Raw genomic sequence first — 16,609 nt, 5'->3', positions numbered from 1 at the left:
GGTGGTGTGCCGCCCCTCGCGTACCGGAACCGGGTGTCAGCCCTCGACGCCCAGCTTCTCCAGGATCAGCTCACGGACACGGGCCGCGTCGGCCTGGCCGCGGGTGGCCTTCATGACCGCGCCGACCAGCGCGCCGGCTGCCGCGACCTTGCCGCCGCGGATCTTGTCGGCGATGGCGGCGTTGGACTCGATGGCCTCGTCGACCGCCTTGCCCAGCGCGCCCTCGTCCGAGACGACCTTCAGGCCGCGCTTCTCGACGACGGTGTCCGGGTCGCCCTCGCCCGCGAGGACGCCTTCGATGGTCTGGCGCGCCAGCTTGTCGTTGAGGGAGCCCTCGGCGACCAGCGCCGCGACCCGCGCGACCTGCTCCGGGGTGATGGGCAGGGCGGCGAGCTCGGTGCCGTCCTCGTTGGCGCGGCGGGCCAGCTCGCCCATCCACCACTTGCGGGCGGCGGCGGAGTCCGCGCCGGCCTCGGTGGTGGCGACGATCAGGTCCACGGCGCCGGCGTTGAGGATGGACTGCATGTCGTGCTCGGAGACGCCCCACTCCTCGCGCAGCCGGTTACGGCGTACGCGCGGCAGCTCGGGCAGGCCCTTGCGCAGCTCCTCGACCCACTCGCGGGAGGGGGCCACCGGCACCAGGTCGGGCTCGGGGAAGTAGCGGTAGTCCTCCGCCTCCTCCTTGACCCGGCCGGGGGTGGTGGAGCCGTCCTCCTCGTGGAAGTGGCGGGTCTCCTGGATGATCGTGCCGCCCGAGGACAGCACCGCGGCGTGCCGCTGGATCTCGAAGCGGGCGGCCCGCTCGACGCTGCGCAGCGAGTTGACGTTCTTCGTCTCGGAGCGGGTGCCGAACTTCTCGACGCCCTTGGGGCGCAGCGACAGGTTCACGTCGCAGCGCATCTGGCCCATCTCCATGCGGGCCTCGGACACGCCCAGCGCCTTGATCAGCTCGCGCAGCTCGGCGACGTACGCCTTGGCGACCTCGGGGGCCCGCTCGCCCGCGCCCTGGATGGGCTTGGTGACGATCTCGATGAGCGGGATGCCGGCGCGGTTGTAGTCCAGCAGGGAGTGGGACGCGCCGTGGATACGGCCGGTGGCGCCGCCGACGTGCGTCGACTTGCCGGTGTCCTCCTCCATGTGGGCGCGCTCGATCTCCACGCGGAAGATCTCGCCGTCCTCCAGCTGCACATCCAGGTACCCGTCGAAGGCGATGGGCTCGTCGTACTGCGACGTCTGGAAGTTCTTCGGCATGTCCGGATAGAAGTAGTTCTTCCGGGCGAAACGGCACCACTCGGCGATCGAGCAGTTCAGGGCCAGGCCGATCTTGACGGCGGACTCGACGCCGACCGCGTTGACGACCGGGAGCGAGCCGGGCATGCCCAGGCAGGTGGGGCAGGTCTGCGAGTTGGCGTCGGCGCCCAGGGACGTCGAGCACCCGCAGAACATCTTGGTCTTGGTGCCGAGTTCGACGTGCACCTCAAGACCCATCACAGGGTCGTAGGTGGTCAGCGCGTCCTCGTACGACACCAGTTCAGTGACGGTCACGGAAAACTAACCTCTCAGTCCCGCTCAGCCCGCGAGCACGTCGTCGTCGCCGAGACGACGCAGATCGCGGATCAGCAGCGCGACTCCGGTGGCGATGGCGGCGGCGGAGACGACGGCGTCCAGGAGCTGGAGCCGGTCCTGCTCGCCCTTGGCCGCCTTCGCCTGCTTGACGACGCTCACCGCACCGAACAGCGTGGTGCCGATGGACAGATACGTACCGGCCTTGGACTTCTTGAAGCCCTTGGCCTTCGCAAGCTTTCCACTCACAGGGACGGTGCCTCCTCAAGCAGCGGGTGCCCCCAACGGGCGGTGAACGCGGCCTCGACCGCGGCACCGACCTTGTAGAGCCGGTCGTCGGCCATGGCAGGGGCGATGATCTGCAGCCCCACCGGCAGCCCGTCCTCGGGGGCCAGGCCGCAGGGCAGCGACATGGCCGCGTTGCCTGCCAGGTTCGTCGGGATCGTGCACAGGTCGGCGAGGTACATCGCCATCGGGTCGTCGGCGCGCTCGCCGATCGGGAAGGCCGTGGTGGGCGTGGTCGGCGAGATCAGCACGTCGACCTGCTCGAAGGCCTTCTCGAAGTCCTGGGTGATCAGGGTGCGGACCTTCTGCGCCGAGCCGTAGTACGCGTCGTAGTAGCCGGAGCTGAGCGCGTACGTGCCGAGCATGACGCGGCGCTTGACCTCGGGGCCGAAGCCGGCCTCGCGGGTCAGGGCCGTGACGTCCTCGGCGGACCGGGTGCCGTCGTCGCCGACCCGCAGGCCGTAGCGCATGGCGTCGAAGCGGGCCAGGTTCGAGGAGCACTCGGACGGCGCGATCAGGTAGTACGCCGACAGCGCGAGGTCGAAGGACGGGCAGGAGATCTCCACGATCTCCGCGCCCAGCTCGCGCAGCAGCTCGACGGACTCGTTGAACCGCTGCATGACGCCGGCCTGGTAGTGCTCGCCGGAGAACTCCTTGACGACGCCGACGCGCATCCCCTTGACGTCGCCGTTGCGGGCCGCCTCGACGACCGGCGGGACCGGCGCGTCGATGGAGGTGGAGTCCAGCTCGTCGTGGCCGGCGATGACCTCGTGCAGCAGGGCCGCGTCCAGGACCGTACGGGCGCAGGGCCCGCCCTGGTCGAGGGAGGAGGAGAACGCCACCATGCCGTAGCGGGAGACCGCGCCGTAGGTGGGCTTGACGCCGACCGTGCCGGTGACGGCGGCGGGCTGGCGGATCGAGCCGCCGGTGTCCGTGCCGATGGCGAGCGGGGCCTCGTAGGCGGCGAGCGCGGCGGAGGAGCCGCCGCCGGAGCCGCCGGGGATGCGGGTGAGGTCCCAGGGGTTGCCGGTCGGGCCGTAGGCGCTGTTCTCGGTGGAGGACCCCATGGCGAACTCGTCCATGTTGGTCTTGCCGAGGATGACGACGTCGGCGGCCTTCAGCTTCTTGGTCAGCGTCGCGTCGTACGGCGGGATCCAGCCTTCGAGGATCTTCGAACCGACGGTGGTGGGAATGCCCTCCGTGGTGAAGATGTCCTTCAGGGCGAGCGGGACGCCGGCCAGCGGGCCCAGCTTCTCGCCGCGCTCGCGCTTGGCGTCCACCGCACGGGCCTGGGCGAGGGCGCCCTCACGGTCCACGTGCAGGAAGGCGTGCACCTTCTCGTCGACGGCCTCGATGCGGGCCAGGTGCGCCTCGGTGACCTCGACGGCCGTGACCTCGCCGGCGGCGATCTTCGCCGCGGTCTCGGCGGCGGTGAGCTTGATCAGATCTGCCATGTCGGTCACTCCTCCCCCAGGATCTGCGGCACCTTGAAACGCTGCTGTTCCTGGGCCGGGGCGCCGGACAGCGCCTGCTCGGGCGTCAGCGACGGACGGACCACGTCCGGCCGCATGACATTGGTCAGGGGCAGCGGGTGGGAGGTCGGCGGTACGTCTTGGTCGGCGACCTCGGAGACGCGGGCGACCGCGCCGATGATGTCGTCGAGCTGTCCGGCGAAGTGATCGAGCTCTTCGTCCTTCAGCTCCAAGCGCGCCAGCCGGGCGAGGTGGGCAACCTCCTCGCGCGTGATGCCAGGCATGCAGCGATCCTCAGGGTGAGTGTCTTGGCTTGTTGTCCGGGCCAATCCTATGGCGTACGCAACGAGGGTTCGAAACGCATTCCCGCAGTCGCGGGCACGGGCCGCTCGGCGCGGGCGGGCACGGACCGTACGGTGCGGGCGGACACGGGCCGCGTGGCACGGGCGGTGGCCGGGGTGAGGGGCGGGTCGCCGGGGTGGCGGGAGGGGGTGCGAGGGGGGTGTGGGGTGGTGTGGGGTCTGCGGGGCGGGGCGCACGCCGGGGCGCTGGGTGGGGTGGCCGCGCCGTACGGGGCGGGGCGCACGCCGTACGGGGCGGGGGCGGGCTGGGCGCGAGTGGGAGCGGTGGGCTGCCGGGCCGGGGCCGGACGGCGTCCGCGGTACGGGCCGGGGCCGGACGGCGCCGGGCGCGGCGGGCCGGTCAGATGACGCGCTGGTCGGCTTCCTCGACCGCCGTGGCGCGCTCGTGCTGGGGTTCGGCGGCGGAGCGCTCCGCCTCGCGCTGCCAGCCGCGCTCGCCGCGGGCCCGCAGCCAGGCCGTGGTCTCGTCCGGCGGCATCGCGGCGGCGACCAGCCAGCCCTGTACGGCGTCGCAGCCCAGGTCGCGCAGCCGCTCCCAGGTCTCGTCGTCCTCGACGCCCTCGGCGACCACCAGCAGACCGAGCGAGTGGGCCAGGTCCAGGGTGCAGCGGACGATCTCGGCGTCCTCGTTGTCCACGGCGAGCCGGGCGACGAAGGAGCGGTCGATCTTCAGTTCGCTGACCGGCAGGCGGCGCAGGTGGACGAGGGACGAGTAGCCGGTGCCGAAGTCGTCCAGGGACATCTTGACGCCGTGGCCGGTCAGCCCGGCCAGCGTGTCGGCGGCCCGCTGCGGGTCCTCCAGCAGGACGTGTTCCGTTATCTCCAACTGGAGCGAGCCGGGCGGCACCTGATGGCGGGCCAGCCGCGCGGCCACCGCGCCGGCGAAGCCGGGGGTGTGCACGTCGCGCGGCGAGACGTTGACCGCGACCGGCACCTCCAGGCCGGACGCGCGCCACCGGGCCACCTGGGCGAGCGCGGTCTCCAGGACGTACTCCGTCAGGCGCGGCATCAGCCCGGACGACTCGGCGATGGCGATGAACTCGTCCGGCGGGACCCGGCCGCGCTCCGGATGGACCCACCGGACCAGTGCCTCCAGCCCGGCCACGTGCCCGTCGAAGCCGACCTTGGGCTGGTAGTGCAGCTCCACGTCGCCGGCGTCGAGCGCGCGGCGCAGATCACCCAGGAGGCCGAGCCGGTCGGGAGTGTTGCCGTCCCGCTTGGCCTCGTACACCTCGACGCCGCTGCGGTCCCGCTTGGCCTGGTACATGGCGACGTCCGCCCGGCGCAGCAGGCCCTCGGCGTCCAGGGCGTGGTCGGGGAAGACCGCGACCCCCGCGCTGGCTTCCAGTACGAGGGTGAGTCCGTCCAGGTCGAGCGGCGAGCCGAGCGCCGCGACGAGGTTGCGGGCCACCCGCTGGGCGCTGGTCAGGGAGTCCGCGGTGGGCAGCAGGACCGCGAACTCGTCACCGCCGAGCCGGGCGACCTCGGCGCCGCGCGGCAGCGCGTGCCGCAGCCGGTCGGCTATCTGGAGCAGCAGCCGGTCGCCCGCGAGGTGCCCGAGGGTGTCGTTGACCGAGCGGAAACGGTCCAGGTCGATCAGGACGAGGGCGGATCGGGCGCCGATGCGCTCGGCGTCGTCCAGCGCGGTCCAGGTGCGCTCCAGCAGCCACTGGCGGTTGGGCAGGCCGGTGAGCGGGTCCCGCAACTGCTCCTCGGCGCGGGCGCGGGCGATCCACAGGGTGGAGTCCAGGGCGATCAGCGGTACGGCGAACATCGGCAGCAGGAACGGCGCGTGCACGGCGGCCACCACGATCAGCGGCGAGATGCCGAGCAGCGCCACGCCGACCAGGGCCTGGCGGGCCAGCGCCGTCCGGGCGATGGTGGGCAGGCTGCCGCTGCGCGACGCCATGGTGAACCACAGCAGGGCGCGGGTGACGATCAGGTACGCGGCGGCCGCGACGAGGATGTCGGGCAGGACGGACAGGTCCCAGGCGGCGGGCTGCCACGGGTGTTCGACGGTCGGTACGACGTGGAAGGCGGCGAGGCCCAGCGCCGCGGCGCCGATCCCGAGGATGTCCACCGCGCCGTGCAGCAGGGCCTGTCGCCAGCGGTGCCGTCGCGCGGCCCCGACCAGCAGCACGACGGCGACGCTCACCAGGACGGCGGGCACCCAGCCGTACAGCAGCAGGACGGCGAGGGCCAGCGCCGCGCCGGAGCCCGTGCCGCCCCACCAGCGGTCGCGGCCGAGGGCGACCAGGTGGCCCACGATGACACCGGTCAGGATCGCCAGGGCCCAGCCGACGGCGCCTTCCGGGAACAGGGCCCGGCCGGTGCCGAGCGTGCGGATCACTCCCGCCGCGAGCGCGGTGCCCGCCATCAGCACGACGGTCGCGGGCAGCGCGGGCACCACGAGCCGGCGGAGCCGCGACGCCGGAGCGGCGCTGTCGGTCGGTTTCATTCCGATACCTCTCACAGCCGGCTGTGCCCGCGCCACGGCAGGCGCACACCTCAACAGTAGGCCGCAGAAGGCCGCCGCGGGCAGCGATCGGCAGCGGTTGCCCGAATGCGACCCGGCCATCCGGAACCATCTGCTATGCGCCGATGAGGTGACTCCTCACTCGCCCTCAGGCGGAGTGACAGCTACCGCTCGTGCTTCATCGGGACCCTGCTCCAGCAGCACCGCGAAGCCGTCATCGTCTAGCACAGGCACCTTCAACTGCATGGCCTTGTCGTACTTCGAACCAGGATTGTCTCCCACCACCACGAAACCGGTCTTCTTCGAAACGGAACCGGTCACCTTCGCTCCGAGACGCTGCAGGGCTTCTTTCGCGCCATCTCTGGTGTGTGACTGAAGTGTGCCCGTTACAACGACGGTGACGCCTTCAAGTGGACGCGGGCCTTCGTCTCCTGAGGATTCCTCTTCCATCCGGACCCCGGCGGCCCGCCACTTCTCCACGACCTCGCGGTGCCAGTCCTCGGCGAACCACTGCTTGAGCGAGGCGGCGATGGTCGCGCCGACGCCCTCGACGGCCGCCAGCTCCTCCTCGCTCGCGTCCCTGATCCGGTCCAGCGAACGGAACTCCATGGCGAGCGCCTGGGCGGCCACCGGGCCCACATGACGGATCGACAGACCGGTCAGGATCCGGGCCAGCGGGCGCTCCTTGGCCGCCTGGATGTTCTCCAGCATCGCCAGGGCGTTCTTCTTCGGCTCGCCCTTCTGGTTGGCGAAGAAGGTGACGACCTTCTCCTCGCCGGTCTTCGGGTCGCGCTTGGGCAGGCCGCTGTCCGGGTCGAGGACATAGGACTTGATGGGCAGCAACTGCTCGATGGACAGGCTGAAGAGGTCGCCCTCGTCCTTCAGCGGCGGCTCGGCCGGCTCCAGGGGCTGGCTGAGCGCCGTGGCCGCGACATAGCCGAAGTTCTCGATGTCCAGGGACTTGCGGCCGGCCAGGTAGAACAGCCGCTCACGGATCTGGGCGGGGCAGGAACGGGCGTTGGGGCAGCGCAGGTCGACGTCGCCCTCCTTGGCGGGCTGAAGCGCCGTACCGCACTCGGGGCACTCGGCGGGCATCACGAACTCCCGCTCGCTGCCGTCCCGCAGGTCCACCACCGGGCCCAGGATCTCCGGGATCACGTCGCCCGCCTTGCGCAGCACGACGGTGTCACCGATGTAGACGCCCTTGGCCTTGACCACGTCCTGGTTGTGCAGCGTGGCGAACTCGACCTCGGAGCCGGCCACCGTGACCGGCTCGACGACCGCGTACGGCGTCACGCGGCCCGTACGGCCGACGCCGACGCGGATGTCCACCAGCTTGGTGTTGACCTCCTCCGGCGGGTACTTCCACGCGATCGCCCAGCGCGGCGCGCGCGAGGTCGAGCCGAGGCGGCCCTGGAGGGCGATCTCGTCCAGCTTGACCACGGCGCCGTCGATCTCGTGGGCGACGGCCGTACGCCGGGTCTCCGGATCGCCGTAGCGCTCGATGAACCCGCGCACGGCCTCCAGGGAGTCGACGACCTCGTTGTGGTCGGCGGTCGGCAGGCCCCACTCGCGCAGCAGGTCGTACGCGTGCGACTGGCAGTCGATGTCGAAGCCCTCGCGGGCGCCGATGCCGTGCACGACCATGTGCAGCGGGCGGGTGGCCGTGACCTTCGGGTCCTTCTGGCGCAGCGAACCGGCGGCGGCGTTGCGCGGGTTGGCGAACGGCGGCTTGCCGTCGGCCACCAGCCGTTCGTTCAGCTCCAGGAACTTCTCCATCGGGAAGTAGACCTCGCCGCGGACCTCCACCAGGTCCGGGACGCGGTCGCCCTTCAGGCGGTCCGGGATCTCCGTGATCGTGCGGACGTTGGGCGTGATGTCCTCGCCCGTACGGCCGTCGCCACGGGTCGCGGCGCGGGTCAGCCGGCCCTTCTCGTACGTCAGGTTGACCGCGAGGCCGTCGACCTTCAGCTCGCACAGGAAGTGGTAGCCGGCGCTCTTCGGGTCGCCGCCCAGCTCCGTCGCCAGCCGCTCGGCCCAGGCCGCCAGCTCCTCGTCGTCGAAGGCGTTGTCCAGCGAGAGCATCCGCTCGCGGTGCGCCACCTCGGTGAACTCGGTCTCGTACTGCCCGGCGACCTTCTGCGTCGGCGAGTCCGGGGTGCGCAGCTCGGGGTGCTCGTCCTCCAGCGCCTCCAGGGACCGCAGCAGCTTGTCGAACTCCGCGTCGCTGACGACGGGGGCGTCCCGCACGTAATAGCGGAAGCGGTGCTCCTCGATCTGCTCGGCCAGATGAGCGTGCTCTTCCCGCGCCTTCGCGGGCACCGCGTGCCCCGCCGTGTGCTGTTCGCCGGCCACCGTTACGTCCTCCCGTGGTCCTTGAGTGCCGTCACTCAGGGTTGTCTGCGAGCGATCTCGCGGCCCGGACGCAGTGGGCGAGCACCGCGCGGGCATATGCGGGCGAAGCGCCCGCCAGCCCGCACGACGGGGTGACCACCACGGACTCCGCGAGAGTCCCCGGCGCCAGCCCCAGCCTGCGCCACAGCGTCCTGACACCCATGACGCTACCGGCAGGGTCTGACAATGGGCCGTCCACGCCCGGCACCACGCCCGCCAGGAGCGTCGTACCGCCCTCGACCGCCTCGCCGATCGCCTCCTCCTCACGCTCGGTGAGCAGTCCGAAGTCGAACGAGACGCCGCGCACGCCGGCGCGCCGCAGCAGGGCGAACGGGACGTCGGGGGCGCAGGAGTGGACGACCACCGGCGCGCCCGCCTCCCCGGCGACGGCGACCAGGTCGCGCAGGGCGCCCTCCACGACGGCCCGGTCCACGGCGCGGTGCGTGCGGTAGCCGCTCGCGGACTTGATCCGGCCCTGGAGGACGGCGGTCAGCGACGGCTCGTCCAACTGGAGCACCGGACGCGCGCCGGGCACCCGCCGCCGTACGTCGGCGAGGTGCGCGCGCAGGCCCTCGGCCAGCGACGCCGTCAGGTCCCGACAGGCGCCGGGGTCGCTGAGGGCCGCCTCGCCGTTGCGCAGTTCGAGCGCGGCGGCCAGGGTCCACGGGCCGACCGCCGAGACCTTCAGGTCACCCGCGTAGTCCTGGGTGAACTCCTCCAGCGCGTCCAGGTCCTCGCCCATCCAGGAACGGGCGCGCCGGGTGTCCCGGCCCGGCCGGTCGCTGATCCGCCAGCCGCTCGGCTCCACGTGCGCGTACACGTCGACGAGGAGCCCGGCGGTCCGGCCGATCATGTCGGCGCCGGGCCCCCGGGCGGGCAGCTCCGGCAGGTACGGCAAGGTCTCCAGCGAGCCGGTCACGGTCCGGGCGGCCTCGCGGGCGTCGCCGCCGGGCATGGAGCCGATGCCGGTGGCCGTACCGGTGCCGGCGTCGCCGGCGAGGCGGGTGGGGGCGTTGTTCTCGGTCACCTGTCGAGGGTAAGTGGTGTGGCGCCTGGCCACGGGGGGCCGGGGGGCTGCCGGGGCCCCGGCTGCGGGACGGGCCGCGCATCCGTCACCGATGTCCTCGAACGCCGGACGGGCTCGATCTTGCGCATCGGGGCCCCGGCCGCGGGCAGGCCGGGAACCCCGTCGATGCTCCGCTCAGCGGCCCGGCCGCACCGTCAGGTCGTTGATCTCCGCGTCGCGCGGCAGGTCGAGCGCCGTGAGGAGGGTCGTGGCCACCGACTCCGGGTCGATCCACCGGGAGGCGTCGTACTCGCGGCCCTCCTGGCGGAAGACGTTCTCCTGCATGGGGGTGGCGGTGCGGCCCGGGTAGATGGAGGTCACCCGTACGCCGTTGCCGTGCTCCTCGGCGCGCAGCGAGTCGGCGAGCGCCTTCAGGCCGTGCTTGCTGGCGGCGTACGCGCCCCACTGGGCGTGGGCGTGCAGACCGGCGCCGGAGTTGACGAAGACGACGTGGCCCTTGGCGGTGCGCAACTGCGGGAGGAACTGGCGGGTCAGCTCGGCGGGCGAGACGAGGTTGGCGGCGAGCGTGCGCTGCCACGCCTTGGGACCGAGGTCGCCGACGGCGCCCAGTTCGACGACGCCCGCGATGTGCAGCAGGGAGTCGAGGCGGTCCGGCAGCGACTGCTTGCCGAAGGCCCAGTCCAGCTTCTCGGGGGTGGCGAGGTCGCCGACCACCGTGCGGGCGCCGGGGAACTGCCCGGCCAGCTCCTTGGCGCGGCCGGCGTCGCGCGCCAGCAGCCAGAGCTCCTCGCCGCGGTCGGCGAGCCGCCGCGCGACCGCCGCTCCGATGCCCGATCCTGCGCCCGTGATCAAGTGCGTACCCATGGACCCGATCCTAACGAGGGGGACCGGGGCGGCGCGGGCGCGTCCGCGCGGAGCGGAATGATGCGTTCCGACCCGGCGCCGGTCCCCGCCTCAGCCCTGGACGCCCGCCTGCTCCTCCAGGTACGCCAGCGCCCCGGCGCCGTCCTCCGCGAAGAACACCAGCTCCGTGAGCGGCAGCGGGAGGAAGCCTTCCTTCTCCATGCGCTGGAACTGCTCCTTGAGGCCGTCGTAGAAACCGGCGGCGTTCAGCAGCACCACGGGCTTGGTGTGCAGGCCGTGCTTCTTCAGCTCCAGGATCTCGGTGGCCTCGTCGAGCGTGCCGGTGCCGCCGACCATGACGACGATCGCGTCGGCGCGCGCCAGCAGCTCGGCCTTGCGCTCGGCGAGGTCCTTGGTGACCACCATGTCGTCCACCCCGGGGCGCACCTTGTGGGCGAGGAAGTCCACGGAGACGCCGACGAGCCGGCCGCCCGCCGCCTCCACGCCGTCCGCCATGACCTTCATCAGTCCACTGTCCGAGCCGCCCCACACCATGGCGTGGCCGCCCTTGCCGATCAGCTCGGCGAACTCGCGGGCGGGCTCGGTGTAGCGGGCGTCGAGGTCGGCGGCGGAGCAGAAGACACAGATGTTCATACCGGCCACTCTACGAGCCACTACCGACAGCGCCCCGGGGCCGGGCGCGGCAGCGCGGACACCGGGGACCGGCCCCCTTCAGATCAACTCCTGAAGCCAACCCCTCAGGCCAACCCCTCGGACCGGCCCTTCAGATCAGCCCCTCAGATCAGCCGCTCAGATCAGCCCCTCAGATCAGCCCCTCAGATCAGCCCCTGCGCCAGCATCGCCTCCGCCACCCGCTCGAAGCCCGCGACGTTCGCGCCCGTGACGTAGTCGCCCGGCAGGCCGTGGCGCTCCGCGGTCTCGTAGCAGGTGTCGTGGATGCCGCGCATGATCGCCGCCAGCTCGCCCTCGGTGCGCGCGAAGTCCCAGGATTCGCGGCCGGAGTTCTGCCGCATCTCCAGGGCGCTGGTGGCCACGCCGCCCGCGTTGGCCGCCTTGCCCGGCCCGAAGGCCACACCCGCCTCCTGGAAGAGGGCCACCGCGCCGGGCGTCGTCGGCATGTTGGCGCCTTCGGAGACGGCCTTGACGCCGTTGCGCACGAGGACGCGCGCGGCGTCGGCGTCCAGTTCGTTCTGGGTCGCGGAGGGCAGCGCGACGTCGCAGGCCACGTCCCAGACCCGGCCGCCCGGCACGTACCGGGCGGAGGCGCCGCGCCGGTCCGCGTAGTCCGCCACGCGGCCCCGCTCGGCCTCCTTGACCTGCTTGAGCAGGTCGAGGTCGATGCCCTTCTCGTCGATCACGTAGCCGCCGGAGTCCGAGCAGGTCAGCACGTTCGCGCCGAGCGCCTGGGCCTTCTCGATCGTGTAGACGGCGACATTGCCCGAGCCGGAGACGACGACCTGCTGGCCGTCCAGGTCCTCACCGCGCTGCCGCAGCATCTCCGCGGTGAAGAGCACATTGCCGTAGCCGGTGGCTTCCGTACGGACCGTGGAGCCGCCCCAGCCCAGGCCCTTGCCGGTCAGCACCCCGGCCTCCCAGCGGTTGGTGATCCGCCGGTACTGGCCGAAGAGGTAGCCGATCTCCCGGCCGCCGACGCCGATGTCGCCCGCCGGCACGTCGGTGTGCTCGCCCAGGTGGCGGTGGAGTTCGGTCATGAAGGACTGGCAGAACCGCATCACCTCGGCATCGGAGCGGCCGCGCGGGTCGAAGTCGCTGCCGCCCTTGCCGCCGCCGATGTTCAGTCCGGTGAGGGCGTTCTTGAAGATCTGCTCGAAGCCGAGGAACTTGACGATGCCGAGGTTGACGGAGGGGTGGAAGCGCAGCCCGCCCTTGTAGGGCCCGAGGGCGCTGTTGAACTCCACCCGGAAGCCGCGGTTGACGTGGACGGCTCCGGAGTCGTCCTGCCACGGCACGCGGAAGAGGATCTGGCGCTCCGGCTCGCAGATCCGCTCCAGGATCTTGGCCTCGGCGTACTCGGGACGGGCCGCCAGCGCCGGGGCGAGGGTCTGCAGCACTTCGAGGGCGGCTTGGTGGAATTCCGGTTCCCCGGGGTTGCGCCGGATCAGCTCCTGGTGCAGCGCCTCCAGTGAGACCGCTGAGTTCCGTCCGGCCGTACCGGCCCCCGCGTGAACTGTCGACATGTCTGTACTTCCCTTCGTGGCCGACGAAGGGCCGCCGGCGAACCGGGGTCCGGCGCGTGGCACCGGATGCCGGCCGGGCGGCCCAGGGCGTCCCGTCGCTGCCGCCGAGCCTAGGCGCCGGGGATCCGCCCGGGGCCACCGGGGCGGAAGTCGCGATGCGTGATCCTTTGGGTTTAGGTTGCGGCCATGGTGGAGGAAACGCGTTCCGACGCGCATTCAAGGACCAGGGGTGATTCCACGGTCATGGGGGACGGTCGCGGCCAAAGGGCACAGCGAGAGCAGATGGAGAAGGACGGGGGCGGGCCCGCCCCCGGCGGTCTGCGCCGCTCCTCCCTCCTGATGGCCGTGGGCACGGTCGTCTCCCGCGCGACCGGCCTGTTCCGGGGCGTCCTCCAGGCCGGCGCCCTCGGTACGGGGTTGCTGGCCACCACGTACAACACCGCCAACCTCGTCCCGATGAGCCTGTACACGCTGCTGATCGGCGGCGCGCTCAACGCCGTGCTCGTGCCGCAGCTCGTACGCGCCCGGGCGGAGCACCCGGACGGCGGGCGCGCCCACGAGCAGCGGCTGGTCACGCTCGTCCTGTCCGTCCTCGGTGTCGGCACGCTGCTCGCGGTGTGGGCCGCGCCCGAGATCGTCAGCCTCTACACGACGGACACACCGGAGAACCACGCCGCCTATGAACTGACCGTCGTCTTCGCCCGGTTCCTGCTGCCGCAGATCTTCTTCTACGGAGTGTTCGGCATCCTGGGGCAGGTGCTCAACGCGCGCGGGAAGTTCGGCGCGATGATGTGGACGCCGGTGCTCAACAACGTCGTGCTGATCGCCATGTTCGGTGCGTACATCGGGCTGCTGACCGTCCCGGAGACGGTGGCGGACATCACCGACGCGCAGGTGCGGATGCTCGGAGTGGGCACCACGATCGGCATCGCCCTCCAGGCCCTGGCGCTGATCCCCTACGCGCGCGAGGCGGGCTTCCGCTTCCGGCCGCGCTTCGACTGGCGCGGCACCGGACTGCGCAAGAGCGCCGAAGCGGCGCGCTGGACGCTGCTGTTCGTGCTGGCCAACCTCGTCTCGATGACCGTCGTCACGCACTACGCGACGGCCGCCGACCAGGAACTGCCCAAGGCGGGCGTCGGCTTCTCCGCGTACACCTATGCGCAGAACATCTGGGGCCTGCCGCAGTCCATCGTCACCGTCTCGCTGATCACCGCGCTACTGCCGCGGATGACCCGGGCGGTCGCCGAACGGCGCCTGGACGACCTGCGGGACGACCTCTCCCGCGCGCTGCGGATCAGTGGCACCCTCATCGTCCCGGCCGCCGTCTTCTTCGTGGCCTTCGGCCCGGAGATGGCACGGCTGCTGTACGCGCACGGCGCCGCCAGTGCCGAATCCGCCGTGCCGCTGGGTCAGATGCTCCAGGCCCTCGGGCTGGGCCTGATCCCGTTCTCCGCCCAGTCCCTGCTGCTGCGCGGCTTCTACGCCTTCGAGGACACCCGTACACCGTTCCTGATGGCCGCCTGGATCTCCGGTGTGAACATCGCGCTCGCCACCGCCTGCCACCTGCTGCTGCCGGCCCGGTGGGCAGTCGTCGGCATGGCCGCCGCGTACGCCGTGTCGTACGGCGTCGGTCTGCTGGCCAGTGCGTACTTGCTGCGCCGCCGCCTGGAAGGACGGCTGGACGGGCACCGGCTGAGCCGTACGTACGGCAAGCTCACCGGTGCCGCGCTGGCCGCCGGAGCGGTGGGGTGGGCGGCGGCCCACGCCTGTGCCGGCGCCACCGGGGACGCCTTCTGGTCCACGGCGCTGGCCCTGGCCGCCGGGGCGGCGACCATGGCGCTGCTCTTCCTGCTGCTGGCGCGCGCCCTGCGGATCACCGAGCTGCGGTCCCTGCCGGGGTTGCGCTGACGTCCCGGGCCGGGGCGGTGTCCGCCGCTCCGGCCGCCGCGTCCGCCGCCACCTCGGCCACCAGCATCCGCACCATCGTCTGGATGCCGACCATCCCGCTGACCACGGTCGCGACGACGATGGCCACGATCAGCATCACCGTTCCCAGCCACACCATGGTGTCCACCGGCAGGGTGAACGCGCCGATCACCCGGGCCACGCACTCGCCCAGCAGGGCGGCGCCCCACACGGCGGAGTGCCGGCTCTGCACCCGCCGGAACCGCGCCGACTCGGCCGTCAGCCGGTCCCACGCGGCGCCCATGGCGGCGTCACCCCGGGTCAGCCACGGCTTGAGCGTCGGCGCCAGCATCGGCCGCCCGACGAGCGCGGACACCAGCACCGCCAGGCCGAAGGTGCTGCTCACGGCACTGTCCTTGGCCATCATCAGCCGCTCGTCACCCGCCAGCAGGCTCAGCAGCAGCCCGACGACGTTGGTCGCCGTCATCACCGTGGCCATGGCGTTGAGGCGGCGCTCCTTGACCAGGCTCCACACGGAGCGCGCGGCGGGCAGGACGCCGCTCCAGGCCAGCGCGGCGAGGGTGCTCAGGCCGAAGACACCGGTCAGGACGTAGTACGAGGCGATCGGGACACCAGCGTCCAGGAGCAGCGCCCGCGGGCCCTCCAGCTTCTTGCCGGAGCCGGCGGCCTTGCCGGGTCCGGCCGCCTCACCGGAACCGGTCGCGGCCGTCGTACCGTGCGGGGCCTGGCTGTTCATGGGTCCTCCGTATCGCTGTGCGCCCGTCCGTCCTTGCGCTTCCAGCTTCGTCGCGCGGCCCCACGCCCCGGCAGGCCCGGGTGTAACCACATCGCCGTGACATTTGTCAGGCCGCGCCCGCCCGCCCGGCCCGGTGCTTGCGTTGAAGCGCCCTCCAGCTCTTAGCGTCTGACGCACGACCCGACCACCGAAGGGGAACTTTTCGTGCGTTACACACTGTTCGGCAGGACCGGTCTGCGGGTGAGCGAACTGAGCCTCGGCACCATGACCATCGGCGCGGACTGGGGCTGGGGCGCCCCCGAGGACACCAGCGCGCGGATCGTCGACGCGTACGACGACGCGGGCGGCAACTTCATCGACACCGCCAACAACTACACCGACGGCAGCTCCGAGAAGATCCTCGGCAAGCTCCTCGAAGGCCGCCGGGACCGCTTCGTGCTCGCCAGCAAGTACACCTGCGCGTTCCGCGCGGGCGACCCCAACGCGGCGGGCAGCCACCGCAAGAGCCTGGTGCGGTCGGTGGAGCAGAGCCTCGCCCGGCTGCGCACCGACCACCTCGACGTCCTCTGGGTGCACGCGCGGGACCACTTCACGCCCGTCGAGGAGACCATGCGGGCGCTGGACGACGTCGTACGGTCGGGCAAGGTGCTGTACGTCGGGGTGTCCGACTGGCCCGCCTGGGAGGTCGCGCAGGCGAACACCCTGGCCGAACTGCGCGGCTGGACCGCGTTCGCGGGCTCGCAGCTCCGCTACAGCCTGCTGGAGCGCACGCCGGAGCGCGAGCTGCTCCCCCAGGCGCGCGCCTTCGACCTGGCCGTACTGGCGTGGGCCCCGCTGGCGGCGGGCAAGCTCACCGGCAAGTACCGGCGCGGCGAGCGCGGGCGGCTGGACGTGGTCGGCGACGACGGCCGGGCGGCGGACAACGAGGAGGCGACGATCTCGGCGGTGCTGGAGGTCGCCGAACAGGGCGGCTGGAGCCCGGCGCAGGTGGCGCTGGCCTGGCTGCGGCAGCAGCCCGGGAACATCGTCCCGGTCATCGCCGCCACCAAGGAGAGCCAGCTCGCCGACAACCTCGCGAGCGTGGACGTCGAGCTGGACGCGGACGCCCTGCGGCGGCTGGACGAGGTGAGCGCCGTACCGCTGGGCTTCCCGCACGACTTCCTGGCGGAGCCCGGGATCACCCAGAACGTCTACGGCGACCGCTGGACCGCCATCGAGGAGCGGCGGTCCGGCTACCGGCGGTCGGTGCGCGGGGTGCTCTGACCCGGCGGCCCGGGACGCTCACCGCACGCCGCGCGGTGAGCGT

13 protein-coding genes are annotated in these 16,609 nt (G+C 72.1%); 2 read left to right on the top strand and 11 right to left on the bottom strand.

The genetic code is table 11. From position 1 onward, the window contains the following. Positions 1-36: 36 nt before the first annotated feature. From gatB to gdhA, 10 genes are all read right to left on the bottom strand, one after another. On the bottom strand, positions 37-1,545 hold the full coding sequence (gene gatB / locus ACZ4QV_RS03015; protein ID WP_361146072.1) for an Asp-tRNA(Asn)/Glu-tRNA(Gln) amidotransferase subunit GatB: 1,509 nt from the start codon (positions 1,543-1,545) through the stop codon (positions 37-39). Between the two features lie 24 nt (positions 1,546-1,569). Further along, complete coding sequence (locus ACZ4QV_RS03010; protein ID WP_030018300.1) at positions 1,570-1,812, bottom strand: hypothetical protein; 243 nt, start codon at positions 1,810-1,812, stop codon at positions 1,570-1,572. Further along, the gene (gene gatA / locus ACZ4QV_RS03005; protein ID WP_467762510.1) at positions 1,809-3,302 is read right to left on the bottom strand and encodes an Asp-tRNA(Asn)/Glu-tRNA(Gln) amidotransferase subunit GatA; all 1,494 of its coding nucleotides are present in this window, start codon (positions 3,300-3,302) and stop codon (positions 1,809-1,811) included. Before gatA ends, ACZ4QV_RS03010 begins: the two co-directional genes overlap by 4 nt. Before the next feature lie 5 nt (positions 3,303-3,307). Beyond that, the gene (gatC, locus tag ACZ4QV_RS03000; RefSeq protein WP_003984986.1) at positions 3,308-3,604 is read right to left on the bottom strand and encodes an Asp-tRNA(Asn)/Glu-tRNA(Gln) amidotransferase subunit GatC; all 297 of its coding nucleotides are present in this window, start codon (positions 3,602-3,604) and stop codon (positions 3,308-3,310) included. Between the two features lie 418 nt (positions 3,605-4,022). Continuing rightward, positions 4,023-6,140, bottom strand: a complete 2,118-nt coding sequence (locus ACZ4QV_RS02995) for a putative bifunctional diguanylate cyclase/phosphodiesterase (RefSeq protein WP_361146078.1) — start codon at positions 6,138-6,140, stop codon at positions 4,023-4,025. A gap of 156 nt (positions 6,141-6,296) precedes the next feature. After that, positions 6,297-8,513 (bottom strand): NAD-dependent DNA ligase LigA, encoded by a 2,217-nt coding sequence (gene ligA, locus ACZ4QV_RS02990; protein ID WP_361146081.1) that lies wholly within the window; start codon positions 8,511-8,513, stop codon positions 6,297-6,299. Between the two features lie 31 nt (positions 8,514-8,544). Continuing rightward, positions 8,545-9,507 carry a methionine synthase gene (locus ACZ4QV_RS02985; protein WP_361147326.1) on the bottom strand — a complete coding sequence of 321 codons (963 nt, stop codon included), beginning with the start codon at positions 9,505-9,507 and terminating at the stop codon, positions 8,545-8,547. A 246-nt stretch (positions 9,508-9,753) separates the two neighbouring features. Further along, complete coding sequence (locus ACZ4QV_RS02980; RefSeq protein ID WP_361146084.1) at positions 9,754-10,443, bottom strand: SDR family oxidoreductase; 690 nt, start codon at positions 10,441-10,443, stop codon at positions 9,754-9,756. Between the two features lie 90 nt (positions 10,444-10,533). Then, on the bottom strand, positions 10,534-11,076 hold the full coding sequence (locus ACZ4QV_RS02975; protein ID WP_361146087.1) for an LOG family protein: 543 nt from the start codon (positions 11,074-11,076) through the stop codon (positions 10,534-10,536). 182 nt (positions 11,077-11,258) lie between these two features. Next, positions 11,259-12,641 (bottom strand): NADP-specific glutamate dehydrogenase, encoded by a 1,383-nt coding sequence (gene gdhA / locus ACZ4QV_RS02970; RefSeq protein ID WP_361146090.1) that lies wholly within the window; start codon positions 12,639-12,641, stop codon positions 11,259-11,261. A 282-nt stretch (positions 12,642-12,923) separates the two neighbouring features. Between gdhA and murJ the strand changes: the two genes are divergently transcribed. Continuing rightward, positions 12,924-14,549 carry a murein biosynthesis integral membrane protein MurJ gene (gene murJ, locus ACZ4QV_RS02965; protein WP_361146093.1) on the top strand — a complete coding sequence of 542 codons (1,626 nt, stop codon included), beginning with the start codon at positions 12,924-12,926 and terminating at the stop codon, positions 14,547-14,549. Here murJ and ACZ4QV_RS02960 read toward each other — a convergent pair. Continuing rightward, positions 14,515-15,303 carry a VC0807 family protein gene (locus ACZ4QV_RS02960; RefSeq protein WP_361146097.1) on the bottom strand — a complete coding sequence of 263 codons (789 nt, stop codon included), beginning with the start codon at positions 15,301-15,303 and terminating at the stop codon, positions 14,515-14,517. The genes murJ and ACZ4QV_RS02960 overlap by 35 nt on opposite strands. A gap of 204 nt (positions 15,304-15,507) precedes the next feature. Between ACZ4QV_RS02960 and ACZ4QV_RS02955 the strand changes: the two genes are divergently transcribed. Next, the gene (locus ACZ4QV_RS02955) at positions 15,508-16,566 is read left to right on the top strand and encodes an aldo/keto reductase (protein WP_361614617.1); all 1,059 of its coding nucleotides are present in this window, start codon (positions 15,508-15,510) and stop codon (positions 16,564-16,566) included. Positions 16,567-16,609 lie beyond the last annotated feature (43 nt).

This window comes from Streptomyces sp. NPDC026394 (assembly GCF_055567735.1).
The sequence above is the reverse complement of the archived record's forward strand: the minus strand, read 5'-3'. Positions and strand labels throughout refer to the sequence as shown.

What these genes read in the sequence shown, in the direction of transcription:
- gatA (WP_467762510.1), bottom strand. Translation starts at nt 3,302, where the DNA reads ATGGCAGATCTGATCAAGCTCACCGCCGCCGAGACCGCGGCGAAGATC.
- gatC (WP_003984986.1), bottom strand. Translation starts at nt 3,604, where the DNA reads ATGCCTGGCATCACGCGCGAGGAGGTTGCCCACCTCGCCCGGCTGGCG.
- ACZ4QV_RS02995 (WP_361146078.1), bottom strand. Translation starts at nt 6,140, where the DNA reads ATGAAACCGACCGACAGCGCCGCTCCGGCGTCGCGGCTCCGCCGGCTC.
- ACZ4QV_RS02985 (WP_361147326.1), bottom strand. Translation starts at nt 9,507, where the DNA reads ATGCCCGGCGGCGACGCCCGCGAGGCCGCCCGGACCGTGACCGGCTCG.
- ACZ4QV_RS02980 (WP_361146084.1), bottom strand. Translation starts at nt 10,443, where the DNA reads ATGGGTACGCACTTGATCACGGGCGCAGGATCGGGCATCGGAGCGGCG.
- ACZ4QV_RS02975 (WP_361146087.1), bottom strand. Translation starts at nt 11,076, where the DNA reads ATGAACATCTGTGTCTTCTGCTCCGCCGCCGACCTCGACGCCCGCTAC.
- gdhA (WP_361146090.1), bottom strand. Translation starts at nt 12,641, where the DNA reads ATGTCGACAGTTCACGCGGGGGCCGGTACGGCCGGACGGAACTCAGCG.
- murJ (WP_361146093.1), top strand. Translation starts at nt 12,924, where the DNA reads ATGGAGAAGGACGGGGGCGGGCCCGCCCCCGGCGGTCTGCGCCGCTCC.
- ACZ4QV_RS02960 (WP_361146097.1), bottom strand. Translation starts at nt 15,303, where the DNA reads ATGAACAGCCAGGCCCCGCACGGTACGACGGCCGCGACCGGTTCCGGT.